Genomic DNA, 26,026 nt, shown 5'->3' on the forward strand with positions numbered 1-26,026 from the left:
AAGAAAAAGGGCTGAATCAACAGCCCTCAACAAAATTCAGTTACTTACGGCGCCAAGTCGTCCCTTCTGGGCCATCTTCAAGCACGATTCCCATCTCAGTTAACTTGTCGCGCGCCATATCGGCATTTGCCCAGTCTTTAGACGCACGCGAGTCGTTACGCAGTTTAATAAGCCCTTCAATCTCAGCCACTTCATCATCATTACCTGCATCACCTTTCAAGAACGCTTCTGGTTCTTGATGAAGGATACCTATCACATCTGCCAATTCACGCATTAATGAACCCATCGCACTCGCCTGCTCTAAGTTATCGTTCTTAATGCGGTTAATCTCGCGAGCCATGTCAAACAACACTGAATATGCTTCTGGCGTATTGAAGTCATCGTTCATCGCTTCGGTAAAGCGCTTAACGTACTCTTCACCACCAGCTGCTGGGACTGTTAGGTCCAAACCACGTAGCGAGGTGTATAGGCGCTCAAGAGATGCACGAGCCTGATTCAGGTTTTCTTCACTGTAGTTCAGTTGGCTACGGTAATGACCTGACATTAGGAAATAGCGAACCGTTTCGGCATCATAATGACCAAGCACATCGCGAATGGTAAAGAAGTTACCCAGTGACTTCGACATCTTCTCTTTGTCGACCATCACCATGCCACTGTGCATCCAAGTATTCACGTATTGAGTGTCGTGAGCACAGCATGACTGAGCAATTTCATTTTCGTGATGCGGGAATTGAAGATCCGAGCCACCACCGTGAATATCGAAATGATTACCTAGGATTGATGAGTTCATTGCTGAACACTCAATATGCCAACCTGGACGACCCGCGCCCCATGGCGATTCCCATGTTGGCTCGCCTGGCTTTGACATTTTCCACAGCACAAAGTCTAGCGGACTGCGCTTTGCGCTTTCTACATCGACACGAGCGCCAGCCTGAAGCTGATCTAAATCTTGTTTAGATAACTTACCGTATTCGTCGAACTGGCCAACTTCAAACATGACGTCACCGTTGTCAGCAACGTATGCAAAACCGCGCTCGATCAGTTTTTCAACCAGCTCGATAATTTCAGCAATAAATTCTGTCGCACGTGGCTCAACATCTGGGCGCTTCATATTCAGAGCGTCAAAGTCAGCGTGCATTTCACCAATAAGGCGCTCTGTTAAAGAGTCACAGCTCTCGCCGTTTTCATTGGCGCGCTTGATGATCTTATCGTCGATATCGGTGATGTTACGAACAAAGGTCAGATCATAGCCAAGGTAACGCAGGTAACGAGACACTACGTCGAAAGAAACGAATGTACGACCATGACCGATGTGACAGAGATCGTAGATGGTTACTCCACAGACATACATGCCAACTTTGCCAGCATTGATTGGTTTGAATTCCTCTTTCTGTCTTGTGAGTGTGTTATATATCTTTAACATGATCTCTATCTAATTATTTAGGTGAAACAAAATAGTGGCTCAGTATACCAATATGCTTACCTTCAGGTCATCCCTGAAATGCTTAAAAAGACACCACCAAACTCATTATTCACCTCTAGAGAGCCACTTTTCACGTATAAAAGTGGCAAAAGTTAATATAGAATTCAGTTTTTAAGTCAAAGTCATAAATAAAGGACATCATCATGATCACCCTTCACACTAATTTTGGTGACATCAAAGTTGAGCTAAACGAAGAGAAAGCACCAGAAACATGCGCGAATTTCCTGCAGTACTGCCGTGATGGTTTCTACGACAACACGCTATTCCACCGTGTTATCGACGGTTTCATGATCCAAGGTGGCGGCATGGAATCTGGTCTGCGTGAAAAAGCAACTCGCGCACCAATCAAAAACGAAGCGAACAATGGCCTGAGCAACAAAGTGGGCACGCTAGCAATGGCACGTACCATGGAACCGCATTCAGCAAGTTCACAGTTTTTCATCAACGTGAACAACAACACTTTCCTAGATTTCCGTAGCGAGAGCCTAGACGGTTGGGGTTACTGTGTATTCGCTGAAGTGGTTGAAGGCATGGATATCGTTAACCAAATTAAAGGTGTAAGCACAGGTTCTCAAGGCATGCACCAAGACGTACCTCTTGAAGACGTTGTCATCACAGGTACCACAATCGAAGAATAATGATTGTCAGGGAGAGCACTACGCTCTCCCTCGTTGTTTCTTCAGGTTAATAAAATATGACCACATTATTTATTTCAGACCTCCATCTCTCTTCTACCACACCAGACATCACTGATTGCTTTATTCGCTTTATGCGTGAAGAAGCCGTTCATGCTGACGCCTTATACGTTCTCGGCGACCTGTTCGAGTTTTGGATTGGCGATGATGACCGCTCAGATTTTGCCAAGCAAATTCGTCGCGAATTCAAGCAACTGACCTCTCTTGGTGTACCTTGCTACTTCACACAAGGTAATCGCGACTTCCTCGTCGGTAAGCGCTTTGCCAAGCAAACTGGTGTCACCTTACTGGGTGATGAGACAGTGATTGACCTGTACGGCAAAAAAGCCGTGGTTTTGCACGGGGACACACTGTGTACTGAGGATGTAAAGTATCTCCAGTATCGAGAGAAAGTGCATCAACCATGGCTACAATGGTTGTTTAATCGCATCCCAATGTTTATTAAAAAGAAGATTGTATCGAAAGTTCAATCTGATATTAGTACCGACAAACAAACCAAATCACTCGACATCATGGACGTGACACAAACAGAAGTGGAAGCGGTCATGGCACACCATAACGTCGATTTGATGATTCATGGACACACTCATCGCCCTGATGTCCATGTATTCACCGCGCACAATCATAAAAAAACCCGCATTGTTTTAGGGGATTGGTACACCCAAGGTTCAGTTCTGGTCTATGCTAAAAATAACTTCGAGTTACAAGCTAGGCCATTTCAACCTTCTCAAGAAAAGGTTGTTTAAACGGTTCAATAATCATTGGATTTTGGCTGGTCCAGAAAAATATAAGAGACGTTGGAACTAGGTTTTGAAAAACTCATATATTGCCAGACAACCGATACTGAACAGTGACAAACAGACTGTTGGCTATGAACTGCTCTTTAGGGATGGTCCTAAAAATACCTTTCCTGAGGTAGATCCAGAACAAGCCACCAGTCGATTGCTGTCTGATCACTTCCTTAATACGCATTACGAGACGCTCGGGGACAAACTTGGCTTCGTTAACTTCCCGTATCAAAGCCTATTAAATCGAGTGCCAACGTTGTTTCCCTCAGAAAACTTTGTCGTCGAAATATTAGAAGACTGCCCGCCAACTGAAGAACTGCTTGATGCAATAAAAGATATGGCAGCCAAAGGCTATACCATTGCACTAGATGATTTTATCCCTAATAAGGAGTGGCGCCCTTTTCTTCCTTATGTCGCGTTGATTAAGTTTGATATCCGATTAGTGCCAATTGAGAAAGCCCATATTTTCATGAAGCGACTCAAGGGCAGTAACATTCGTTTCCTTGCCGAAAAAGTTGAGACTTATGAAGAATTTGAACAAGCGAAAGAAGCTGGGTTTGAATACTTCCAAGGTTACTTTTTTAGCAAGCCTGAAATGATCAGCAAAAAGGCGCTGGAACCTTCGTTCATGACGGTAATTCAATTGTTGACGGAGATTTCGAAACAGGACATTGACTACAACGCAATTGAATCTTTGATCAGCAAAGATCTGTCGCTTTCTTATAAACTCCTGACTTTTGTCAATTCCTCAGCCATCGTACAGACACAAATTCAGTCTTTCCACCAAGCATTGGTTTATCTTGGTGAAGACAAGTTGCGTAAATTTATTTCTTTGGTATCTCTGGCATCGACTCAGGATAGTAAACCCGACTACCTGTACGGGCTATCTATTCAACGCGCTCGCTTCTGTGAGCTGATCGGTGCAAAACTACAAGTTGAGCTCGAATCCGGGCAGGCCTTTCTTACCGGTATGTTCTCGCTGCTAGATAGCCTTCTAGATAAGCCGTTGGAGCTGATAGTGAATGAAATTCCTGTTGAAGAAACCGTAAAGCTGGCATTGACGCAGAATGAAGGCATACTAGGCAGCATTCTCATGTTAACCGAAGCGTATGAGTTAGCTGATTGGGAAGAGGTATCCGACCTTAGCGGGTCTTTAGGCTTGAATCCACAAGATTTAAGTAAAAGCTATGACGCATCCGTTAAATGGACTGCAGATCTTCTCTCAGTATCAACAAAATAGCGCTTCATTGGAGCCATCATGCAACACTGCCCTTGTGGTACAGAAAAAAGCTACAGCGAATGCTGCGAGCCAATTCACCTCGATCATTCTAAAGCCACAACTCCTGAAAAATTAATGCGCTCCCGCTATAGCGCACACGTTAAGCATCTGGTCGATTACGTCGTAGATACTTATCATCCAAGTTGCAATGCCACTGAACAACGTGAAGGGATTCAACAATCGATAGAAAGCGATTGGTGCAAACTTGAAGTCATCAATACAGAAGCAGGCAGCGATAAAGACGAAGGCTTCGTTACCTTCAAGGCTTATTTCAAAGAAGATAACGTGCAGCACTGTCTCGAAGAGCGCTCACGTTTTGTGCGAGAAAATGGGCTATGGTATTACATTGACGGTACGTTTCCAGAGCCAGACATTGATCCACGGCTCAATCAAACTATAAAGAGTTTCAAAGTCGGCCGAAACGATCCGTGTATTTGTGGTAGCGGTAAAAAGTTTAAGAAATGTTGCGGTTAACTACAGGCTAGATAGTAAAAAAGCAGGATGATTATCCTGCTTTTAGTTTCTGAGCTTAGTAAAGCACTAAGCGTCCTTATTTGGGTTAACTCTCACAATATCTTGTTGATCTTGCTTGAATTGCTTTTTCAGTTCCGCTTTTGACTTAAAACTGATCTCGCCCCCTTGGGCCACTGTCATATGTTGTGCTTCTGCATTGTGCTTAGATTGATACAACATCACAGCTTGCATACACGAATCTCGCTGCTCTTGAGAAAGTGGTGTACCCTCAGGCCACTTCCCCGTTTCTACAGCATAGAGTAGACGCTCGTATGCCTCTGGTGTAATGGCATTAATTAACTGCTCTGCGTCCATGGTCTATCCTTAAGTTGTAACTGAGATGGAAAGAACATAACTGGCTGGCATTCTGAGTCAAGATTGCACCCAAGAATAAGTGTAACGGATCACAAGCAAATCAAAATATGAATCATATAAAAGCACTACTAATCTTCAGTCTGGCTATTGCGTTATCAGGGTGTTTCGAAAACCGTCAGAACACCGACAAACTGTGCGCAGACAACCCTAGCTTACAATGTGAACGGCTTAATATGAACGATGGTCAATGCCGTGTTCCTAGAACCGATTTGATTTGGCATCGGAATGAAGTACGTAAACAACCGACCGACAGCAATATTATTGATGAATACCATTTTCTGGCCGCGTATAAGAAATGTCTTGAGTTGGCATCGCAAATCCAACCGATTGAGCAAGCCGGACTCAAAGAGCGCCGATTTAACGCGCTGATTAACTCCGGCGAAGACCTGGAAAAATTAGTCGAACGAATTCGCAAGTCATCTTCACCAGAATCACTCTATTTTCTATGGAGCCAAACTGGCGATGATGAAGCGCAAAGAAGCTTCCTCCAACTCGAAGGTACACCCGCTTTAGACACGCCAGAAATGCAGTATGCACTGGCGACTTTCTATACCAGCCGCGATCTGGAGAAAACCATAAACTTGCTCAACAAATCACTTGAGCTGAGTAAAGGCAAGAACCTCAACACGGATATCTTCAAAACACTCGCCAGCATTACCTATCAATTGAATCGCAAAGAACAAGCTTATATCTGGGCAATGGTCGCAAATCGCTTTGAAGTACCCATTATTGGCTCAGAGCAAGAAATGCAGATTCTTTACGGGTTCAGTAAGGACAAGTACAAACAGCTTGACGGTATTGCCGATAATATTGAAAGCGCACTAGATAGCGGCACTTATCAAAGAAATATGGTTCCTAGCTTCAATTAGCGTCGACAAGTTGAAAGGATTAAACAATGAGCGGTGAATTAATCACCGCTTTTTATTGAATTGTTGAAAATTAACGACACAGAATTTACACAGAATCTTTCGCCTGTTGTCTTTGGCCCATCTGGAAAAACGTGACCTAAGTGGCTATCACAAGCTGCACATCTAATCTCTGTTCTCACCATTCCGTGACTTAGATCTTCCAAATAACGAATAGCCTGATCATTAATAGGGGCATCAAAACTTGGCCAACCACAACCGGAATCATACTTGTTATCTGATTGAAATAGAGGGGCCTGACAGCAAGTACAAGAATATACCCCAGTTTCCTTGTTGTGCAGTAACTTACCTGTGAACGGTGCTTCTGTTCCCTGCTCTCGACATACTCGATATTCTTCTTCAGAAAGCTTTTCACGCCAGTATTCATTTGGTTTGATGACTTTTTTATTATCCTGTTCCACTTTGTCTTTTTCTCCGAATTAATCACTATTACTGTGACTTTTTTTCTCAAAAACTTGCGCAATTTATTGTTTGTAGCACATACTTTGAATCCATAAAAGGACGCTTAAACTTTGATCAAAAGTGAAAGCGTTTGATCTATTTTACGTCAACTGGTTAGACAAGAAACCTATAATCCGTTCAAAAGATAGTCAATTACGACTGATTGTGAAAAAAAGCGACGCTTTTTTTTGACTTTAAACAAGTTAAGTCCGATTATCTGTTGCAGATTTTGACTGGATTCTGTAATTTTACTACCAGTTATCTTTAATCAGAAATTAAGTTGTGGAGCAACTATAATGACTATCAAAGTAGGTATTAACGGTTTTGGCCGTATCGGTCGTTTCGTATTCCGTGCAGCACAAGAGCGTAGCGACATCGAAGTTGTAGGTATCAACGACCTGATCGATGTAGAGTACATGGCATACATGCTTAAGTACGATTCAACTCACGGCCGTTTCAACGGTACTGTTGAAGTTGAAGGTGGTAACCTAATCGTTAACGGTAAGACTGTACGTGTTACTGCTGAGCGTAACCCAACTGACCTTAAGTGGGACGAAATCGGTGTTGACGTTGTAGCTGAAGCAACTGGTATCTTCCTAACTGACGAAACTGCACGTCAGCACATCACTGCTGGTGCTAAGAAAGTTGTTCTAACTGGTCCTTCAAAAGACGCAACTCCAATGTTCGTAATGGGTGTTAACGACAGCACTTACGCTGGTCAAGACATCGTTTCTAACGCTTCTTGTACAACTAACTGTCTAGCGCCTATCGCTAAAGTTCTTAACGACAAGTTCGGTATCGAATCTGGCCTTATGACTACAGTTCACGCTACTACAGCAACTCAAAAAACTGTAGATGGTCCTTCTGCTAAAGACTGGCGCGGTGGTCGTGGTGCTTCTCAGAACATCATCCCATCTTCAACTGGTGCTGCTAAAGCTGTAGGCGTTGTTCTTCCAGAACTAAACGGCAAACTAACTGGTATGGCTTTCCGCGTACCAACTGCTAACGTTTCTGTAGTTGACCTAACTGTTAACCTAAAAGAAGGCGCATCTTACGAAGCTATCTGTGCAGCTATGAAAGAAGCTTCTGAAGGCGAGCTTAAAGGTGTTCTAGGTTACACTGAAGACCAAGTTGTTTCTCAAGACTTCATCGGCGAAGTTCAAACTTCAGTATTCGATGCTAAAGCTGGTATCGCTCTAACTGACAACTTCGTTAAAGTTGTATCTTGGTACGACAACGAAATCGGTTACTCAAACAAAGTTCTAGACCTAATCGCTCACATCTCTAAGTAATTAGATAGTTAGCAATTAGCGAATAACTTCGTTAAAGAAAAGGCGGCTCTAGAGTCGCCTTTTTTGTATCTGGACTTTGAGGTTATACAAACTCGACATTGCAAATAATGTGCGAAGTATGTCGAAAAGCTCTCCCCAGCGATAGGAAACTACACATGGATTTAAAAACTCTCCCAGCCCTAACCGTGTTATCTGACAACGTCACTATCGTTGAAGTTGATCAGGTTAAAGTCGTCCGCGTTATTCATGAAAAAGCAACGGCAGGCATCGCGCTACACGGTGGCCATGTCGTATCGTTCACACCAGCAGGCCAAGAAGATCTGATTTGGATGAGCGACAGCGCCATTTTTGATGGTAAGGCAGCGCTTCGTGGTGGCATTCCAATTTGCTGGCCTTGGTTTGGCCGCATTGCTGCGCCTGCACATGGCTTTGCTCGTACCAGTGAGTGGTCACTGCTACAACATCGTGAAAATGAACAAGGAGTTGTGATTGAGCTCGAACTGAAACCTTCAGAGCAAACGCTATCAATCTGGCCACATAAATTTGATGCGCGTTTAATAATAGAAGTCAGCAACGAGCTTAAAGTGACGCTCGACGTCACCAATACTGATACGACACCTTGGGCATTTTCAGGGGCATTGCACACGTATCTTAACGTAGGCAACATCAAACAAGCACAAACTACTGGGATGGGCTCTGAGTACATCGATAGCCTAAAAGCAGGTGAAATCTGCCAAGGTGACAAGGTTCTTCAACTTACTGATACTATCGACCGTGTTTACACTCAACCAGAAGCGCAAATTTTAGTGAAAGATCCAGTGTTGGATCGCACACTAAGCGTGGAGAACCAAGGCCACAACTCGGCTGTATTATGGAACCCATGGGCACAAGGTGCTGAATCTATGTCAGATATGACGAATGACGGGTATTTAACAATGATGTGTGTCGAATCTACTCTTCACGCACCAAGCATTGAACTAGGAAAAACACTTCAACCTGGTGAGTCACATCAACTTATCACCTCTATTTCCGCTCAATAACTCTTTTTCTGCAGGCTATTAGCCTGCAGTACCTCCCTCCCGAAATTATTCTATGCCCGCTCAGGTCTTTTACTCTACACCCGCTGTACAAACACATTTTTTGACTTGCTTATTGTTTGAATAATTAATAGGAATCAATTTTAGCAAATGGATAAGTCGTTATTATTATTCTTAATTTACAATAAGAGCTCTATTTTTCAGCGATAAGACACGTCTCTAAAGACAGGATAATTAAAAAATGTTCGAGAAATTCAAAAACCAAAGTGTTGGCTTTCAATTAAAGTTGGTGATACTGCTTTGCTTGTTGGTCTCTTTTGTAGGGACCGCTACCCTCGTTTACCGTAATGCCTCTAAAGTGCTCCTTGATACCACACTTAAAGGCCACCAATCAGAGGTCGAAGCAATGGCAATGACCATTGCCGGCCAATTTAACGCTTACCTTCATACCGCAAAAGTTTTGGAATCCACCTTTAGAAACGGTTATCTGGCAGGCGTCTATGTTGAAGACTACACCGTCGACTTCAATGGTAAACAGGTTCTAAATGTGACTCAATATGGTGAGAGCCTGATCAATGATGAAAAACTGGTTGATAGTTTTACCCGTGATACAGGGGCAGTAGCCACGCTATTTGCTCCGTTAGATGGCGACTTTATTCGTGTTTCAACTTCACTCAAAAACCCATCAGGTACTCGCGTGGTTGGTACAACATTAGGCAAAAACCATCCGGGTTATAACAAGCTAATGAGCGGCCAACCTTACTACGCTCAAGTTAAGCTTTTTGGCGAAAACTATATTACCTATTACGCCCCCCTCAAAGACTATCAGGGCAACGTGAGTGGCATCACCTTCATCGGGCTACCAGTCGAACAAGCGACCCAAGATCTTTTTGAATCATTACGTTCAATAAAATGGGGCGATACGGGATATAGCATTGTGGTAGATAACCGTGAGGACAATTTGGGTCGCTACCTATTGCACCCAATTCATGATGAAAACGCTCCACCCATCATCGATGTCGCCGACTACAATGGCAATAAACCTTTTCATCAGATTTTCGAACAGAAAAGTGGTCTGATCCGTTACCCATACGAGTATCAGGGTACGGTTGGAGAGAAATATCTAGTCTACACAGAAGTACCTGGTTGGGACTGGAAGCTGCTTGGGGGGACGTTCATCAAAGAAGTCACCAAAGGCAGTGACACCTTGCTCAAGCTGATCATTACGATTGCTACGGTAGTGGCGATTGCCACCTTCATCATTTTGACTATTTTCCTGAACCGTAACCTCAAACCACTAACGGTACTGAACGGGTATATGTCTCGCCTAGCAAAAGGTGAAGTAAGTTTAGATATACCAGCGACAGGCAAAGCATCTAAGAATGAAATCATTAACCTGAATAACGGCGTCGCCAATATGGCAGGACAACTGAACTCCCTGGTCAGCGAGATTCGCTCTACGAGTGACGCAGTTCAGGAAGCGTCGCGTAGTGTCTCGCAGGATGCCAACCAGAATCTCAGCCAATCAGACCTACAGCAGCAACAGGTTGAGCAAGTCGCAACTGCTATTGAAGAAATGGCCTCTTCCGCACAATCAGTAGCCGAGCAAGTAGAAGCAATTGCTGAAAACGTCCGTCTCACCAACGAAGATAGCCAGTCGGGGCTAGAAAAAGTTGAAGGAGTTTGTATTGATGTCGCGCAGTTGAATGATCAGCTAGATAATTCCGCGCAAGCCATTGAACAGGTAAACAAAGACAGTGAAGCTATCCAGACTGTCACAAAGATGATTGACGAAATTGCCGAACAAACCAATCTGCTTGCTCTGAATGCTGCAATTGAAGCAGCACGTGCAGGAGAACAAGGCCGTGGTTTTGCTGTTGTAGCTGATGAAGTCCGTACCTTAGCGCATCGCACACAGACGTCTGTTCAGGATGTCGTATCTATCATCGAGAAGCTAAAAACGTCTACAGGTAACGCCGTGAATCTGATGACTCAGAGCCAAAGTAACGCGAATCAGGTATTGGATAAAGCCCAAGAGGCAGGCTCAGCACTAGAGGCCATTGCGTCACAAGTGCAATCTATTGCCACTCAGGCTGATACGATAGCGGCGACTTCTGAAGAGCAAGCGAATGTATCACAGGAGATTGCGTCCAATGCAAATTCGATCAGTGAATTGAACCGAGAAAGCCGAGCAACCAGCGCTAAGACCACTCAAAGTGCTGAAGAGCTGCAAACTCAAGCCGGTTCGTTGAAACAACAAGTCGACTTCTTCCACTAATACGAAAAAACGGGCAGGACTTTTTCTGCCCTTTTTTACCTCTATGCCGCCCTTCCCATGCTAGTCTGAAAACACGGTTCCTGTTAGAATTCGCGCTCATTTTGTCATCCTGAGATCGTTATGTCTTATACCTGCCCTTTATGTCATCAAAGCCTGTCACTCACTGAGCGCACCTATCGCTGTGAGAACAACCATGCTTTTGACTTAGCCAAAGAAGGCTACGTCAACTTGATGCCAGTTCAGCATAAGCGTTCTAAAGATCCGGGTGATAACAAAGAGATGATGCAGGCCCGTCGTCGCTTTTTAGAGAAAGACTACTATCGCCCGATGAAAGAGAAAGTGGCTGAGATCTGTGCTAAATACCTTGAAGGCACTCAGCACCAGTTACTTGATATTGGCTGTGGTGAGGGTTACTACACCACAGAAGTCGCGACGCAGCTTTCAATACAGCACTCACAAGCAGTAACTTATGGTCTCGATATATCTAAAGTGGCTATTCGCTACGCGTCTAAACGTTATACCAACTGTTCATTTAGCGTAGCGTCGAGTACTCGCCTGCCTTTTTCAGACAACAGCCTTGACGCCGTGCTACGTATCTATGCACCTTGTAAAGCAGAAGAGTTAGCACGAGTCGTGAATGGCAATGGTGTCGTCATCACAGTCACGCCTGCGGGTCGTCACCTCTACCAACTTAGAGAACGTATCTATCAGGATGTCAGATTGCATAGCGAAGAAGCAGAAATCATTGATGGATTTAGTCTTGAAGAAACACTCAAACTCACTTACACAATGCCATTGCAAGGTGGCGATGCACATGATTTGCTCCAAATGACACCTTTTGCATGGAAAGCTAGTGAAGAGCTGCGCGATCGTCTGAAATCAGCTAAGTTATTTGAATGCGAGGCAGACTTTATGATTCGTATCTATCGCAAACAGCCTGATTAATTTACTAGATAATAATTCTCATTTAGATTGAGTTATCTTCCTGCCTCCATTAGTATGCTCGCATCATATTTTGGAGGCATTTCATGCGTAAGCTTCTCACTATATCTTTGGCATGTCTGACTTTGTCAGCTTGTTCCACTGCTCCTCATCAAGAAATAACCAGTTTCTACGACTATCAACTCTTCACCCCACACGCTACAACCGTTTCGCTAACCAGTCTTCCCGAAGACATTCAAAAAGCTGACATTATTTTGGTGGGTGAATGGCATACCCATTCCGGAGTTCATCGCTTTCAAACCGACTTAGTCAAAGCGCTTATTTCACAAGGCCATAATGTGGCTGTCTCTATGGAGCAATTCTCACGTGACAGCCAAGATATCGTCAATCAGTACCTATCTGGTGAAATTGGGGAGCAAACGCTGATTAAAAACGCCAGCGCTTGGCCAAACTATGAAAGTGACTATCGCGCGCTAGTTGAACTGGCAAAAGCCAATCAGCTCGATGTTATCGCGGCGAATGCGCCGAAACCCATCGTTCGCTGCATTGGGCGGCAAGGGGTTGGTTACCTCGATAAACTTCCCCCTGAGCAACGCGCGAATGTGGCCGAGAAAGTGAATGTCACATCGAGCCCATACAAAGATAAATTCATGGCTTCGATGCACCATGGCAAACCTGAACAGACAGAAAAACAGTTTGCCGCTCAGGTGGCTTGGGATGAAACCATGGCAGAAAGTATGACTCACTATCTGGAGCAGAACCCTTCCAAACAGATCGTTCATATCGCCGGCAAGTTTCATATTGAAGACGGATTAGGGACCAAAGCATCGATTCTCTCTAGAAATCCAGATTTACGTGTTGTTGTGATTACGCCGACAGGTGACGTTATCTCTGAAAGCGACGACTACCAACTAGAGGTACTCGCTCCTCCAGCGCGATATGTGCAAATGGAGAATCGAATGAAGGCATACCACAGCCTAACGAAAAGAAACGAGGATTTATCTTGCCTCTAACCCGGCATCCATTTTGCTCACTTTGATAAGATCCATTGAACTAACATCATGTAAATTCAATAAATAGCAGTTTTTGATATGTAATGGATAAATCAGGCATGCTTTGTGCTTGATTCTATTTCATACAAAATCGACATATTTTGCACAAGTTTTTCGCTCATTGGTCGATATATTCCATGAGGATGATGTAAGGAGATCGCTATGACACCAGTAGGAATGGAGCCAGCTAAGCTGACACCAGCCCAGCAGGTCAAGCCTCAAGCGAATCAAAGTGAGCCAAATAATGGCCCGGCTCCGCTTAAAGTGGAGCAAAATAAAGTCACGCTTTCTGATGAAGGAAAGGCGTTGCTTGCCGCTTTGCAGGAAATTGATAAGGAAGCGAAAGCCGCAGAGAAGGCGGATAAAACCGTCGGCGATAAAGTAGAGTCCTTCACACATGGTGCGTTAGGTATTGATAAACCTGACGAAATCAAAGAAGAAGATGATGGTGCTTATTCTGCGGGGCAATATCTTTCCGCAGCGGCAACAGTGGGCGGAATACTTCTAGCTCTGATATAGAGTTATTCCGACCATCTGTTTTTTCTTCATCAAGCTTAATTGACGCTAAGTTAAACAGTGTCACCACTCCGCGCCTAGCTGTAGCTCCATAATTTGTGGCACATTTCATTTCGGTTACGCTCAACTGACAACGGCTTTTTCACTGTGCGCTAAGCCCGCCATCTTTCTATTGCGAAGAAAAATACAGTTCTTCCAGTTTTACTTGCCCGACCTCCCCTAACAAACCACTGCTGCTCACCTCTCGATGTTACCGCTACTTTTAATATCAAAAGACTCACTTAATTGAACTTTATTTCGTGTTAATCAACACAAAAATCACCATGCAATCGATTTTATAAATTAATTCATTGATGACACAAATGTGAAATGTAACAGTGATTTAATCAGGACGCTTTTACAAATAAGGACAATTCGATGAAGCACTTAACAAAACCTCTTGTCGCGGCAGTCGCGACTTCTGCGCTCTCTTTTAATGCACTTTCTGCAGAAATTAAAAACGTTATCCTGATGATTGGTGATGGGATGGGCCCACAGCAGGTTGGCCTGCTAGAAACTTATGCCAATCAAGCCCCGAATTCCATTTACCAAGGTCAACCGACGGCACTGTTTAAACTCGCTCAGGAAGGGGTTATCGGTTCCTCACTGACCCACCCCGAAGATGCGATTGTGGTTGACTCAGCATGTTCGGCAACCATGCTTTCAACGGGTATTTATACAGGCTCCGAGGTCATTGGTATCGACTCTCAAGGTAACCATGTTCAGACTGTTTTAGAAAAAGCTAAAAGCATGGGCAAAGCAACCGGGTTGGTTTCTGATACTCGCCTCACTCATGCTACCCCAGCCTCATTTGCCGCGCACCAACCTCACCGATCTCTAGAGAATGACATTGCATCTGACATGTTGGAAACGGGAGCAGATGTCATGCTATCCGGCGGTCTTCGTCACTGGATTCCAAAGTCGACCAACGACAAAGGTGAGACATACAACCAGCTGAAAACGCTGACCCAGGGCGATGTTTACCTTAAGTCTAAGCGCAAAGATGACCGTAACCTGCTCACTGAAGCGCAGCAAGACGGTTACTCACTGGCCTTTAACCGTGACATGATGGCAAAAGCGCAAGGCGATAAGCTGCTTGGTCTGTTCTCCTACTCTGGTATGAACGACGGCATTGCTTATAGCGTGAGTAAAAATGATCCAGAGCGCACCCAACCAAGCCTTAAAGAAATGACAGATAAAGCGCTGGATATCCTTTCGAAGGACGAAGACGGCTTCTTCCTCATGGTTGAAGGCGGCCAAATTGACTGGGCTGGACACAGTAATGATGCCGGCACCATGCTGCATGAGATGATCAAATTTGATGAAGCCGTCAATACCGTTTATCAATGGGCGCAAGGCCGTGAAGATACCATTGTCATCGTCACTGCTGACCATGAAACGGGATCCTTTGGCTTCAGCTATTCCTCTCAGGATCTGCCAAAACCTGAGCAACGTGATGGCGAAGCTTTTGCCGAGCGTAGCTACGCCCCTAACTTTAACTTTGGTGCATTTCAGATCTTAGATGGTCTATACAACCAGAAGAAGAGCTATTATGGCATCGTGAGTGAGTTCCAAAAGCTGGATAAAAATCAGCAAACTGCCGCTAAGTTTGCTGAAATGGTGAACAAGAATACCGATTTCCCAATCACTTCAGGTCAAGCTGCGAATGTCCTTGCCAGCAAACCTAACCCATATCGTTTGGCAGGGCATAAGTACTTGTCTGTTGAAGAAGTTCCGGCAATTAACGACTTCGATGCCTTCTTCCCATATAACGATCGCGGTAACCTGCTTGCACGTGAGCAGGCAACTGGCCAAAACATTGTTTGGGGCACGGGTACGCACACACATACACCGGTAAACGTGTTTGCCTGGGGGCCAGCAGAGGCCATTATTCCTGTGTCTAAAATCATGCATCACTCAGAGCTGGGTGAATACATCAAGACGCAAGTTAAATGAGCAAACCTTGAGACTTCAGCAAGATAAAAACGCCTTTCGGGGCGTTTTTTAGTGACATCGTTTTCTGTTGACTCGTACTGAATGGCAGGTTAGAAATAGCGGTTTATCATTATTCAGCATCGTATTATGTGTGAAATCTTTTCTAATCAACCTCAAGAAAACTATCAGATTATTGCCCGCTCGATCCGAATTGATGGCCACGCGACCAGCATTAAGCTCGAAGCAAGCTTCTGGCAGATCTTAGAGGAAATCGCGCAGCAACAATCAATGACACTGCCCCGCTTTATCAGCGCGATTTACGCTGAAGCATTGAAATACAATGGGGAAATCAAAAACTTCACCTCCCTACTTCGCTGTGCGTGCCTCATCTATCTTCGCCAACCCGATGATGTTATGGAAGCCGTCAAACAGCAGCTCATCGTGAATAGTTAAAATCTTTTCGCTGTCGTACTCCGGTACTACCTTACGCTAAACATTTCCCCTTATTCTTCTCACCAACAGAGCAAGGGGAAGATAATGGCAAAGCTAATTCACACTATGGTGAGAGTACAAGACCTTACCGCTTCGATTGAGTTTTATCGCACAGCACTTGAGCTTGAGATGAAAGACCAATTCGTTTTTGACGGCTTTACCCTTACCTACCTAGCCAATCGCGAAACCGGTTTTGAGTTAGAGTTGACCCACAATCACGATACGAAAGAACCGTATAGTCACGGAAACGGCTACGGGCATATTGCAGTCTGTGTCGATGACATTCATCAGACACATCACAAACTCGCCACGCTAGGATTAGCTCCCTCTGAAACGAAAACCATGCAGCATCAAGGTACTGATCTCGCAACTTTCTTTTTCATTACCGATCCCGATGGATACAAAATCGAATTCCTACAACGTCAGGGAAGATACCAATAAACAACAACGAAAAATCAATAATTACAGAGTAAACATAATGATAAATTTAACCGCGACTTTTCACGCAAAAGCTGGCCAAGAAAGCGTACTGCAGTCCTTATTAATCGCCATGCTAGAACCTACCCGAAATGAGCCAGGATGCTTACGCTATGACTTATTAAAGGACAGCAGCAACTCGGCAATATTTATGTTTCAAGAGCAGTTCACTGACAAGCAGGCTTTTGATGAACATTGCCAACAGGCGCACTTTCTCTACCTTTTAGACAGTTTGGAAGGTTTGCTAGAGCAGGAACCGACTATCACCTTTTACGATCAGTTATAAACGCAAAAGAGCGCCATTGGCGCTCTTATTCTTATTTAATCACCCTGTTTTACCATATGTAAGTGCACATCTTGCTGAGGGAAAGGAATCGATATGCCTTCTTGATCAAATCTCAGTTTCACTTCACGTGTGACATACCAGTACACATCCCAGTAATCATCGGTTTTCACCCAAGGACGAACGATGAAATCGACCGAAGACGTATTCAGTATATGCACACGAATATTAGGTTCTGGATTGCGTAATACCGCCGGATGAGAGTCGACAATATCCTTTAGCACTTTCTCCGCTTTAAGAATGTCATCGCTATAACCGATGCCAAACACCATATCAACGCGACGCACTCGTTCATGGGTAACATTCTTAATTACATCACCCCAGATTTTGCCATTCGGTACAATAATGATTTGGTTGTCGAATGTCTTGATGGTGGTGTTAACTAAGCTCATGTGACTCACCTTGCCATCAACGCCACCAGCAAAGACAAAATCCCCGACATCGAACGGACGATAGATGAGCAGCATCATACCTGCTGCGAAGTTGGAAAGCGTATCCTGAAGCGCAAAGCCGACAATTACCCCTGCAATACCAAAACCCGTTAATACAGGAGTAAGGTTAAGCCCTATTTGAGACAGCCCGATCAGAATACCAATAATCCATACCGCATTGCCTGACATGGCGATAAAGAAGTCTTGCATCAGCTGTGACATTTTGAGGTTTTTTGAAACCACCGTTTTACTGACAACTTTCCTCGCCAACTTAGCAAGAATCTTAGTGACCAGTAGAATCAGAATAAAAACGAACAGCTGGAACAAGTGCTGCGGGGCATTGTTGGCAATCCAACTCCAGAAATTGTCCGACCAATGCGTTACAACAGAAAGTGCGACCTGCCAGTCCAACAAATCCTGCGTCACGCTACCTGTAACTTCAAACATCAGACGTTTGTATTCGGCGGTCTTAACTGATAATTGATCGGCAATGGAGACTAGAGAGCTCAGGCTATCACCAGCAATATTGAGCCTTTGTTGAATCACCAAGCGACTGAGTTGAAGGCTGGATTTTTCTGACTCTGGGCTAATGGAAAGCTGCTTATCTACCACATCAATCTGCTGGCTAAAGTACTCCACCGACGCAGAGACCAGACGCAATCGCTTGGTGATAAAACTTTTAAATTGCTTTTCTTCTAGAGTCTCATCGACACCCAGTTGCTTGAGCCACTGGATATTCTGCCAGCTCGACTCAACCACTGTATCAAGATAATGTTGTAGCTCCTGATAATCATTGAGCATCGTCAGACGCTGTTCGTCTTTCGCTTCATTGAGTTTTTCGCTGAGTGACTTTATCTTACCTTCAAGATACTCGGATGCTCCTTGAGAATAAGCTTGCTGAGTTGCGACCTGCTCAATCAACGCCTCTTTAGGCAGCTTATTTTGTTCAATGGCAGTGGCCAGAATCGATCTTAGTTCCTCATTTTTTTGAAACAGTTTCAGTTGCAGCGCGTCTCTTTCATCACCAATCGCACTTTCAAGTGTCACCGTCAGTTCTTTAAGGTCAGCGTTTATCTTGGTGATCGCCGCTTCAGCCCTTGATACTGTAGGAGTTTGCGCCAATGCCTGAAAGCTCAGCATCCACGCCATCAACATAACAATGAACAGACAGATAAAAGATCGATTGGTGAATCCAAAGTTGTGGTTCATATACACCTCGAAAGCGGCACTCTTCTTGTGCAAGCTTTTGTTTAAACAATGATTACTAAACAGTGTATATCAACAAAACGTATTGGCGAGTCTTTGCCGTGTTAGCGATTGGCAAATACAAAAACAGCCGCAATTAGCGGCTGTTCTTGTATGGAATCTATTGTGCTCGATCAGGATGGTTAAGGATATGATCCTCCCAGTCCACCACATCAATCTCATACACTACTTTATTGCGTACACTTTCTCCTGCCGCATGCATCGCAGACTTAGAACCTGTAATCAGAGGGTGCCATTCAGGAATCGGCTGATTTTCTGCTAATAAGCGGTAAGCACAGGTGTGCGGCAACCAAGTGAAGTCATCAATATCGTCGCGGGTTAGCTTGGTACATTCTTCACCTGATGTGAATCGGTTTGGGTAGTCTTTGCACGAGCAGGTTTTGCTATTTAACCAACTGCACGCCACGTTGGTGTAGTAGATTTCGTCCGTGTCTTCATCCATGAGCTTATGCAGGCAGCACTTACCACAACCATCACAGAGAGCTTCCCACTCCTGCTCGGTCATTTGTTCTAGTGATTTGCTTTCCCAAAATGGCTGGCTCATAACATTACTTCGGTATCGGACAAGGGGAGCGTTTTATACCGTTTAGACGCGCAAAGTTCAAGGGCAATTTTTGTACGGAACAGAGAAGCAAAGGCAGCATTTAAGAGGCTTTCTGAAACTCTCTCAGATAAGCAACAGGTTAGCGAGTTCAACGGCCCCTGGCACGATGACCAAGCGCGTAAGTCTTTGGTGATTGTTTGAGGTATTTTGCTTTGTAATTGCCATTGAGATGCACCAAGGTCCCCCTTAATCGATCGAGGTGATAACGTTGCTCACTGCTGCCTAGATTAAACTCTAACGTTTCACCATCAAACGCAAAGTGTGTACTGATTAAGTCTTCGTTCCAATAGATCCCTTCTTCCGCCACATGCAGCGTATTGGCGGCATAGGTCGCCACATTCGACTCTTCCCACACACCAAGTAATTCCTGGCGAGCCTGTTGGTGTTCGTAATCAATAACGAAATAGATGCCAACACCAACCATAACTGCGCCAGCTATGCCAAGGACAGTCGCGACCTTGCTGGAATGTTTTGTCCAAAAGCTTTTATCGCTCATATGACTCGACACTCCTGATTGTATATTTCATTTCAAAACGCCTAAAAAGCGTTTCCCCTAACCTTTAAGTTTAGTGGAACACGCATAAAACTAACAAAAATATAAATTAGAGCGGAGCTGCTTTTACTCACACCACAGTTATATGGGCGACCAAGTCATGAATGACATTAAGTAAAAATGTAATGTGTCGAATGAACTTTATACTGCTATAGGCAATCTTTTTTGCTACTATCGCGCCCCTGTTTTTGATGAGACCGTCAATATGGAATGCCGATTAGGCTGCGGAGCGTGTTGTATCGCGCCAAGTATTTCCTCCCCGATTCCGGGTATGCCGAAAGGTAAGCCGGCTGGGACAAGATGTATTCAGCTCAATGAAGATAATTTGTGTAAGTTGTTTGGTAAACCAGAAAGACCGAAAGTGTGCCACGAATTTAAACCCTGTCCTGTCGTCTGTGGTAGTACGAACCAGCAAGCGATCGACAACATTACTGAGCTTGAAAATCTGACATAAAAAAGCCGCTTTATCATAAAGCGGCTTTTTCGTTTTAGAGGCTGAGTATCACACCAGCGATTGATGCACTCATTAAGTTGGCCATTACCCCTGCTGCAATGGCACGGAACCCATACTGGGAAATAAAGCTGCGACGCTCAGGCACCAAGCTACCCAGTCCACCAATCAGCATTGCCATTGTCGAAATATTCGCGAAACCACACAAAGCGAACGTCACAATCGCCTGTGAATGCTCACTTAGCTGAGACTTCACTTCCATTAGCTGAATGAAGGCAACAAATTCATTAACCACCACTTTGTTGCCAATCAGAGAGCCTGCCGTAATCGCTTCACTCCAAGGCACACCCAGCAGCCAAGCAACAGGTGCAAACAAGTAGCCTAAGATGAGCTCAAAACTTAGCTCCATACCTACCAGACCACCTATCCAGCCCAGCATGCCGTTAAGCATGGCAATCACACTGATAAATGCTAGCAAGGTGGCACCAACGGCTACAGCAATTCGTAAGCCGGACATCGCACCATCCGCCATCGCCTCAACAACATTGGTCGCGCGTGGCATATCGACATTGTCTATTTCAACCTGAGCGTCTATTTTTTCCGTTTCAGGAACCAAGATTTTTGCCATCAGCAAACCTGCAGGGGCTGACATAAATGCTGCCGCGATAAGGAAGTTGAGGTCCACGCCCAGCGACGCGTATCCGACCAGTGTACCACCAGCCACAGATGCAAGACCGCCTGTCATCACAGCAAAAAACTGTGAATCGGTCATCTGGCGCAGATAAGGCTTTACTACTAGAGGCGCTTCAATCATACCGACGAAAATGTTTGCCGTCGCAGACAGAGATTCTGCACGGCCTATTCCCAGCAGTTTTTGTAATCCGCCGCCGATCACATTGATCACTTTCGGCATTAGCCCAATATGATACAGACCGGAGATTAACGCAGAGAAGAAGACGATAATACCCAACACGTTGATGGCAAAGGTAAAGCCACCGGTTGCCAACCCACCAAACAAAAAGGCAATCCCTTCCTGACCATAGTTGATCAGATTCGACACCGCTCCGGTGACATTGTTCAGCACTTCCTTACCTGCCGGTACATAGAGGACTAACAGCGCAAAGGTAATCTGCAGAGCAAATGCTAAAGATACCGTTTTCAGGTTAATATTTTTTCTGTTGGTAGAAAGTAGCCATGCCAGTGCAAGAATGGCGATGATTCCGAGGATCGAGTTCATGGAAATATCCGACTAAAAGGGGCATTAAGAATGGCGTCGGATAATATTCCGTTACAAATGAGATGCAAATCCAAGTTGTTAAAATCCGGTTTACTTTCCACAACTTAAACTTTAATCAACGCATTAAGCTGCTGTTTTATATCAAGATAAACGTTTGCTTTTTCTTATTATTTCCATAAAGAAAAAATGTTTCCAAAAACAGAAATAATCTCAGGGCGAAAATCAGGCTTTAGATCGGTGGATATAGGGAGACAATCGTTTGTCCCAGTAGCAAGGTGAACCAATTTTCTTCTTGATGAACTCAATTACTGCTGTTGTCTTAGTCGGCAGGTAACGGCGGCTAGGGTAAACCGCATAAAATGGCATGTTCTGACTAGGTAACCACTCAGGTAAAAGCTGAATCAGCTGACCTTGTTTAAACTCGTCACGAATCAGATAAGTGGCAAGGTAAGCGACTCCCCATCCAGCGACAGCCGCATCTCTAACTGCTTCGGCCAGATCGACCGAGTAATTTCCAGACACCTTTACATTTATTTGATCGTCACGATTGGAAAATGCCCAACTGGTATAATCGCGCTCCCAACTTCGATAAATCAAACAATTATGATCAACCAAATCATTCGGGTGATGAGGGGTGTCATAGTTCATCAGATACTCTGGCGAAGCCGCGACTACGAACTGGCTGTCCGCTAACCGCTGTGCGACATATCCTTCCGGCAGCATCTCGTTATTGGTAATCCAGAGATCAAGCCCCTCTTGCAACATGTCGACCTTGTAGTCAAACAAATGCATCTCTACTTGCAGGTTTGGGTGTTGCAACCGTAACTCATCAATCGCAGGAAGAATATGTAAGGTACCAAACGACTGCGATAAGCCGATTCGAATCAACCCCGCCACTTCATCTTTTTGGCTTTCAACTTCCAGATGTGCTTCTTCAACACTTCGCACCACTTTCTGGCAATGATAGAAAAACTGTTCTCCTGCCTCAGTCGGCGTAAAAGTCCTTGTGGTTCGTTGGACTAACTTAACCCCTAGCGACTCTTCCAACAGAGCCAGTTGCTTACTGACATGTGAAACAGAGACACCCAGACTCTTGGCGGCCTGAGTAAAGTTTTTATGAGTAAGTAAGGCGGCAAACACCACCATTTGAGACGCGCGATCAGACAGCACAAGGACTCCACAAACTAAAAGGAGCTCCGAAGAGCTCCTAATCAAAACAATTAAAGTGCGATTCTATCGGCCAGATGGCTGACGGCTAAAGCGAAATAATAAGAGCGATTCCACTTCATCAACACATTATAGTTGTTGTATACCAGATAAACGCGGCCATTGGCGTCATCAGGGGCAATCAACCAAGCTTTAATATCTTCATCCAATTGAGGCAGTGGGCGTCCGTCATAGCGAGTGACCCCCATTTTGCTCCATTCCTGAAGGTATTTCCCTTTCTCTTCACTGCGACCCTGAATGCTGGTATCAAAACCGTGTGGCAGCTTAACCTGACGCCCCCAAGTATAGGAATCGGTCCAGCCAGACTGGCTCAAGTAATTGGCTGCGGAAGCAAATACATCGGCTTCGTTATCCCAGATGTCTTTTTTGCCATCACCGCTGCCATCCGCGGCATAAGAAAGAAAAGAGCTCGGCATAAACTGGCACTGGCCCATCGCCCCTGCCCATGAGCCCTTCATGTTCTCAGGCTTGATATGCCCTTCATCAAGAATCGTTAACGCTGCCATGGCTTCATTACGGAAAAATGCTTCACGTCGACCGTCATAAGCCATGGTCGACAGCGCATCAATCACACTGTAATTACCAGTGAATTTACCAAAATTACTCTCAACGCCCCAAAGCGCGACAATAAATCGAGGTTGAACGCCATATTCCTCACCAATACGCTGCAGCTCTTCTTTATGCTTCACGTACAACTCTTTGGCCTGTTTTACTTTCCAGTCAGGCACTGCACGAGGAATGTATTCATCCAGCGTGAGTTTTTTTTCTGGTTGGTTACGATCGGCTTTCACGGCCCGTGGTTTATACGTCACGTCCTCAAAAGCCGCAGAAATTGTTTGCTCAGAGATGCCTTTTTGTCGCGCCTCTTGTTTTAATCCTTCAACGTATTGCTCAAAGCTCAGCTCATTAGCCCAAGCTGAGCTCGCAATCGTCGCACCTAGTATGACTGACAATAATTTTTTCACATTGCCCTCCTTGAGCAACATTATGATTCGCCAACAACTTCCCTATTATAGATGAGAGAAATTATTCTGATTGCTGGCGCGCTTTTTGTTCTTTGTATTCGTCCAACAGGTTCTTTGGCGGTGGCGGTAACTGAAGGAAAAAGCCTTCATCTTTCATCGATTGCTTCACTTTTTCAATGTCGACTTGAGCCAGCTCACGCCCGTCCAAATTCACCATCATGACCATGGTAGGTTTGCCAAACATTTGCATCAATGTGTCAGGAACTTGTGAAAAATCATCCTTTTTCGGGATATATAGGTACGCGCCTTCTTTTTTAGAACTTTTGTAAATTGCACAAAGCATGGGAAGCCTTTTGTCTGTTTAGATTCAGAGAACGTCAATGTTTCGCTATTTTTGAGAGCAAAACACTCAATTGAGCGCAAGATAACTTGCTGTGCTTATTGTGGGAATATAACATGACAACCCTAGTCTCAGGCAACGTCCTTACGAGGTTCCCAAAAAAAGATGTCGAATTCACCGGACCTGAAAGGTAGTAGTTTTACTTTGTCCGTTTTACACCTTTCAAATAACGATGTTGAAAACACACTCCAATTTCTCAGTGAAAAAGTCGAACAAGCGCCGGCTTTCTTCGCTCAAGCCCCTGTTGTCATCAATATTTCAAAAGTTGATGGTGATATTGACTTTGCGAGACTAAAACAAGGGATTTCACACGCTGGAATGATTCCAGTTGGTGTGACAGGCGGTCGCGATAAACGCACTCAGAATCTGGCTTCAGAGGCTGGTTTTGCTGTTATGTCAGCCAGTAAATCCCCTTCTCAGGCTCCAGCAAAAATGGCACCAACCAAGATTATTCGCACTCCGGTACGATCTGGTCAGCAGATCTACGCCAAGGACTGTGATCTGGTAGTGTTAAGCCACGTCAGTGAGGGTGCCGAGGTTATTGCAGATGGTTCTATTCACATTCACGGAACACTCCGTGGTCGTGCGATTGCTGGCGCCAGTGGCAACACGGGCGCAGTGATCATCTGCAATAAGCTTAATGCCGAATTAATGTCAATTGCCGGTCACTATTGGCTCACAGAACAGTTTGCTGATGAATACTGGCAGAAGAAAGTTATGTTCAGTTTGGACAATGACTCGCTCAAGTTCGAGTTGTTAACCGTTTAAAGATTAATAAGGAACACATAATGGCACGCATTATTGTTGTCACGTCAGGTAAAGGTGGTGTAGGTAAAACCACGTCAAGTGCCGCTATTGCTTCAGGCCTGGCACTTAAAGGAAAGAAAACCGCAGTGATCGATTTTGATATCGGTCTACGCAACCTAGATTTGATCATGGGCTGTGAACGCCGCGTAGTTTACGATTTCGTGAACGTAATCAATGGTGAAGCCACGCTTAATCAGGCATTGATCAAAGACAAACGTACAGACAACCTCTTCATTCTACCTGCCTCTCAGACGCGTGATAAAGATGCACTGACTCGCGATGGGGTTCGCCGTGTATTTGATGAACTGGATGAAATGGGCTTTGATTTCATCATCTGTGACTCTCCGGCAGGTATCGAGCAAGGCGCACTGATGGCGCTATACTTTGCAGATGAAGCTATTGTAACAACGAACCCTGAAGTTTCTTCGGTTCGTGACTCAGACCGTATCTTGGGCATTTTGGACTCGAAGTCTCGCCGTGCTGAAGAAGGACTAGAGCCAGTTAGACAGCACCTGCTGCTAACCCGTTACAATCCAGCACGCGTTACACAAGGTGAAATGCTGAGCGTAGAAGATGTCGAAGAGATTCTGCATATCTCACTGCTTGGCGTGATCCCTGAAAGTCAGGCGGTTCTGAATGCTTCAAACAAAGGTGTACCAGTGATCTTCGATAACGAGACAGACGCGGGTATGGCTTACGACGACACTGTCGAGCGCTTATTAGGATCACAAGTGGATTTCCGCTTCCTAACCGAGCAGAAGAAAGGGATCTTCAAACGACTATTCGGAGGCTAAATGTCATTACTTGAATTTTTCCGCCCGCAGAAGAAAACGTCTGCCAATTTAGCCAAAGAGCGTCTGCAAATCATCGTTGCAGAACGTCGTAGTCAGGGTGACCCGTCACCTTCGTACCTGCCACAGCTCAAAGAGGACATTCTGAAGGTAATTGGTAAATACGTCGCTGTGGATCCTTCTATGGTTGATCTCTCTTTTGAACACAAAGATGACGATATTTCTGTACTGGAGCTGAATGTAAAACTTCCGGAAGACGAGAAGTAAAACCAGTGAAATAGAATTTAAAAGCCAATGCGAGAGCATTGGCTTTTTTAATGGCTGCAAGTTTTACCGCGCGTAACTTCTATCAGCACCTTTCAGCAATTCTTATAACGAAAAAAAGCCCCAA

29 protein-coding genes are annotated in these 26,026 nt (G+C 44.7%); 19 read left to right on the top strand and 10 right to left on the bottom strand.

Features of this window, described 5'->3' with window-relative positions:
- Positions 1–40 precede the first annotated feature (40 nt).
- Positions 41–1,423 carry a cysteine--tRNA ligase gene (cysS, locus tag FIU99_RS11165; RefSeq protein WP_006962923.1) on the bottom strand — a complete coding sequence of 461 codons (1,383 nt, stop codon included), beginning with the start codon at positions 1,421–1,423 and terminating at the stop codon, positions 41–43.
- 203 nt (positions 1,424–1,626) lie between these two features.
- On the opposite strand from cysS, the gene FIU99_RS11170 reads away from it, so the two are divergent.
- The 4 genes from FIU99_RS11170 to FIU99_RS11185 all read left to right on the top strand — a co-directional run bounded on the left by FIU99_RS11170 (position 1,627) and on the right by FIU99_RS11185 (position 4,719).
- A complete protein-coding gene (locus FIU99_RS11170; protein ID WP_006962924.1) occupies positions 1,627–2,121 on the top strand; it encodes a peptidylprolyl isomerase in 495 nt (164 codons plus the stop codon).
- Between the two features lie 56 nt (positions 2,122–2,177).
- A complete protein-coding gene (gene lpxH, locus FIU99_RS11175) occupies positions 2,178–2,924 on the top strand; it encodes a UDP-2,3-diacylglucosamine diphosphatase (protein WP_006962925.1) in 747 nt (248 codons plus the stop codon).
- A gap of 64 nt (positions 2,925–2,988) precedes the next feature.
- Positions 2,989–4,206 carry an EAL and HDOD domain-containing protein gene (locus tag FIU99_RS11180; RefSeq protein WP_006962926.1) on the top strand — a complete coding sequence of 406 codons (1,218 nt, stop codon included), beginning with the start codon at positions 2,989–2,991 and terminating at the stop codon, positions 4,204–4,206.
- A gap of 18 nt (positions 4,207–4,224) precedes the next feature.
- Positions 4,225–4,719 carry a YchJ family protein gene (locus FIU99_RS11185; protein WP_006962927.1) on the top strand — a complete coding sequence of 165 codons (495 nt, stop codon included), beginning with the start codon at positions 4,225–4,227 and terminating at the stop codon, positions 4,717–4,719.
- Between the two features lie 66 nt (positions 4,720–4,785).
- On the opposite strand, the gene FIU99_RS11190 is transcribed toward FIU99_RS11185, so the two are convergent.
- The gene (locus FIU99_RS11190) at positions 4,786–5,073 is read right to left on the bottom strand and encodes a YeaC family protein (RefSeq protein ID WP_006962928.1); all 288 of its coding nucleotides are present in this window, start codon (positions 5,071–5,073) and stop codon (positions 4,786–4,788) included.
- A gap of 107 nt (positions 5,074–5,180) precedes the next feature.
- Here FIU99_RS11190 and FIU99_RS11195 point away from each other — a divergent pair, with 107 nt between their 5' ends.
- Positions 5,181–6,002, top strand: coding sequence for a DUF2989 domain-containing protein (locus FIU99_RS11195; RefSeq protein WP_021454951.1), 822 nt, complete (start codon positions 5,181–5,183; stop codon positions 6,000–6,002).
- Between the two features lie 38 nt (positions 6,003–6,040).
- On the opposite strand, the gene msrB is transcribed toward FIU99_RS11195, so the two are convergent.
- Positions 6,041–6,460 carry a peptide-methionine (R)-S-oxide reductase MsrB gene (msrB, locus tag FIU99_RS11200; RefSeq protein WP_006962930.1) on the bottom strand — a complete coding sequence of 140 codons (420 nt, stop codon included), beginning with the start codon at positions 6,458–6,460 and terminating at the stop codon, positions 6,041–6,043.
- A 336-nt stretch (positions 6,461–6,796) separates the two neighbouring features.
- Here msrB and gap point away from each other — a divergent pair, with 336 nt between their 5' ends.
- From gap to FIU99_RS11250, 10 genes are all read left to right on the top strand, one after another.
- The gene (gene gap / locus FIU99_RS11205; RefSeq protein ID WP_006962931.1) at positions 6,797–7,792 is read left to right on the top strand and encodes a type I glyceraldehyde-3-phosphate dehydrogenase; all 996 of its coding nucleotides are present in this window, start codon (positions 6,797–6,799) and stop codon (positions 7,790–7,792) included.
- Between the two features lie 155 nt (positions 7,793–7,947).
- Positions 7,948–8,832: a D-hexose-6-phosphate mutarotase gene (locus FIU99_RS11210; RefSeq protein WP_006962932.1), complete on the top strand. Its 885-nt coding sequence runs from the start codon at positions 7,948–7,950 to the stop codon at positions 8,830–8,832.
- Between the two features lie 238 nt (positions 8,833–9,070).
- Positions 9,071–11,107, top strand: coding sequence for a methyl-accepting chemotaxis protein (locus FIU99_RS11215; RefSeq protein ID WP_006962933.1), 2,037 nt, complete (start codon positions 9,071–9,073; stop codon positions 11,105–11,107).
- Positions 11,108–11,227: 120 nt separating this feature from the next.
- Positions 11,228–12,052, top strand: coding sequence for a 23S rRNA (guanine(745)-N(1))-methyltransferase (gene rlmA, locus FIU99_RS11220; RefSeq protein WP_006962934.1), 825 nt, complete (start codon positions 11,228–11,230; stop codon positions 12,050–12,052).
- A gap of 83 nt (positions 12,053–12,135) precedes the next feature.
- A complete protein-coding gene (locus tag FIU99_RS11225; protein ID WP_006962935.1) occupies positions 12,136–13,062 on the top strand; it encodes a ChaN family lipoprotein in 927 nt (308 codons plus the stop codon).
- 201 nt (positions 13,063–13,263) lie between these two features.
- The gene (locus FIU99_RS11230) at positions 13,264–13,620 is read left to right on the top strand and encodes a hypothetical protein (protein WP_006962936.1); all 357 of its coding nucleotides are present in this window, start codon (positions 13,264–13,266) and stop codon (positions 13,618–13,620) included.
- A gap of 414 nt (positions 13,621–14,034) precedes the next feature.
- The gene (locus FIU99_RS11235) at positions 14,035–15,612 is read left to right on the top strand and encodes an alkaline phosphatase (RefSeq protein WP_006962937.1); all 1,578 of its coding nucleotides are present in this window, start codon (positions 14,035–14,037) and stop codon (positions 15,610–15,612) included.
- A 126-nt stretch (positions 15,613–15,738) separates the two neighbouring features.
- Positions 15,739–16,044 (top strand): ribbon-helix-helix domain-containing protein, encoded by a 306-nt coding sequence (locus FIU99_RS11240; protein ID WP_006962938.1) that lies wholly within the window; start codon positions 15,739–15,741, stop codon positions 16,042–16,044.
- A gap of 84 nt (positions 16,045–16,128) precedes the next feature.
- Entirely contained in the window at positions 16,129–16,524 is a 396-nt protein-coding gene (locus tag FIU99_RS11245) for a VOC family protein (RefSeq protein ID WP_006962939.1), read from the top strand.
- A 37-nt stretch (positions 16,525–16,561) separates the two neighbouring features.
- Positions 16,562–16,846 carry a putative quinol monooxygenase gene (locus FIU99_RS11250; protein ID WP_039952567.1) on the top strand — a complete coding sequence of 95 codons (285 nt, stop codon included), beginning with the start codon at positions 16,562–16,564 and terminating at the stop codon, positions 16,844–16,846.
- Between the two features lie 35 nt (positions 16,847–16,881).
- Here the strand turns inward: FIU99_RS11250 and FIU99_RS11255 are convergent, their stop codons facing one another.
- The 3 genes from FIU99_RS11255 to FIU99_RS11265 form a co-directional block, all read right to left on the bottom strand.
- Complete coding sequence (locus FIU99_RS11255) at positions 16,882–18,543, bottom strand: mechanosensitive ion channel family protein (protein WP_006962941.1); 1,662 nt, start codon at positions 18,541–18,543, stop codon at positions 16,882–16,884.
- A gap of 157 nt (positions 18,544–18,700) precedes the next feature.
- Complete coding sequence (locus FIU99_RS11260; RefSeq protein ID WP_006962942.1) at positions 18,701–19,144, bottom strand: YcgN family cysteine cluster protein; 444 nt, start codon at positions 19,142–19,144, stop codon at positions 18,701–18,703.
- Between the two features lie 148 nt (positions 19,145–19,292).
- On the bottom strand, positions 19,293–19,700 hold the full coding sequence (locus tag FIU99_RS11265; RefSeq protein WP_006962943.1) for a DUF2850 domain-containing protein: 408 nt from the start codon (positions 19,698–19,700) through the stop codon (positions 19,293–19,295).
- Between the two features lie 262 nt (positions 19,701–19,962).
- Between FIU99_RS11265 and FIU99_RS11270 the strand changes: the two genes are divergently transcribed.
- Positions 19,963–20,211, top strand: coding sequence for a YkgJ family cysteine cluster protein (locus tag FIU99_RS11270; RefSeq protein WP_006962944.1), 249 nt, complete (start codon positions 19,963–19,965; stop codon positions 20,209–20,211).
- Positions 20,212–20,245: 34 nt separating this feature from the next.
- On the opposite strand, the gene FIU99_RS11275 is transcribed toward FIU99_RS11270, so the two are convergent.
- The 4 genes from FIU99_RS11275 to FIU99_RS11290 all read right to left on the bottom strand — a co-directional run bounded on the left by FIU99_RS11275 (position 20,246) and on the right by FIU99_RS11290 (position 23,980).
- A complete protein-coding gene (locus tag FIU99_RS11275) occupies positions 20,246–21,445 on the bottom strand; it encodes a NupC/NupG family nucleoside CNT transporter (RefSeq protein WP_006962945.1) in 1,200 nt (399 codons plus the stop codon).
- 222 nt (positions 21,446–21,667) lie between these two features.
- On the bottom strand, positions 21,668–22,615 hold the full coding sequence (locus FIU99_RS11280) for a LysR family transcriptional regulator (RefSeq protein ID WP_006962946.1): 948 nt from the start codon (positions 22,613–22,615) through the stop codon (positions 21,668–21,670).
- 50 nt (positions 22,616–22,665) lie between these two features.
- Positions 22,666–23,637: a lytic transglycosylase domain-containing protein gene (locus FIU99_RS11285; protein ID WP_006962947.1), complete on the bottom strand. Its 972-nt coding sequence runs from the start codon at positions 23,635–23,637 to the stop codon at positions 22,666–22,668.
- A 61-nt stretch (positions 23,638–23,698) separates the two neighbouring features.
- Positions 23,699–23,980: a YcgL domain-containing protein gene (locus FIU99_RS11290; protein ID WP_006962948.1), complete on the bottom strand. Its 282-nt coding sequence runs from the start codon at positions 23,978–23,980 to the stop codon at positions 23,699–23,701.
- Between the two features lie 162 nt (positions 23,981–24,142).
- On the opposite strand from FIU99_RS11290, the gene minC reads away from it, so the two are divergent.
- From minC to minE, 3 genes are read left to right on the top strand one after another with little or no spacing between them, the layout of a single operon-like run.
- The gene (gene minC / locus FIU99_RS11295; RefSeq protein WP_006962949.1) at positions 24,143–24,805 is read left to right on the top strand and encodes a septum site-determining protein MinC; all 663 of its coding nucleotides are present in this window, start codon (positions 24,143–24,145) and stop codon (positions 24,803–24,805) included.
- 20 nt (positions 24,806–24,825) lie between these two features.
- A complete protein-coding gene (gene minD / locus FIU99_RS11300) occupies positions 24,826–25,638 on the top strand; it encodes a septum site-determining protein MinD (protein ID WP_006962950.1) in 813 nt (270 codons plus the stop codon).
- Positions 25,639–25,902 carry a cell division topological specificity factor MinE gene (gene minE, locus FIU99_RS11305; RefSeq protein WP_006962951.1) on the top strand — a complete coding sequence of 88 codons (264 nt, stop codon included), beginning with the start codon at positions 25,639–25,641 and terminating at the stop codon, positions 25,900–25,902.
- Positions 25,903–26,026 lie beyond the last annotated feature (124 nt).

Source organism: Vibrio sp. THAF64 (genome assembly GCF_009363455.1).
GTDB classification, from domain to species: Bacteria; Pseudomonadota; Gammaproteobacteria; order Enterobacterales; family Vibrionaceae; genus Vibrio; species Vibrio coralliilyticus.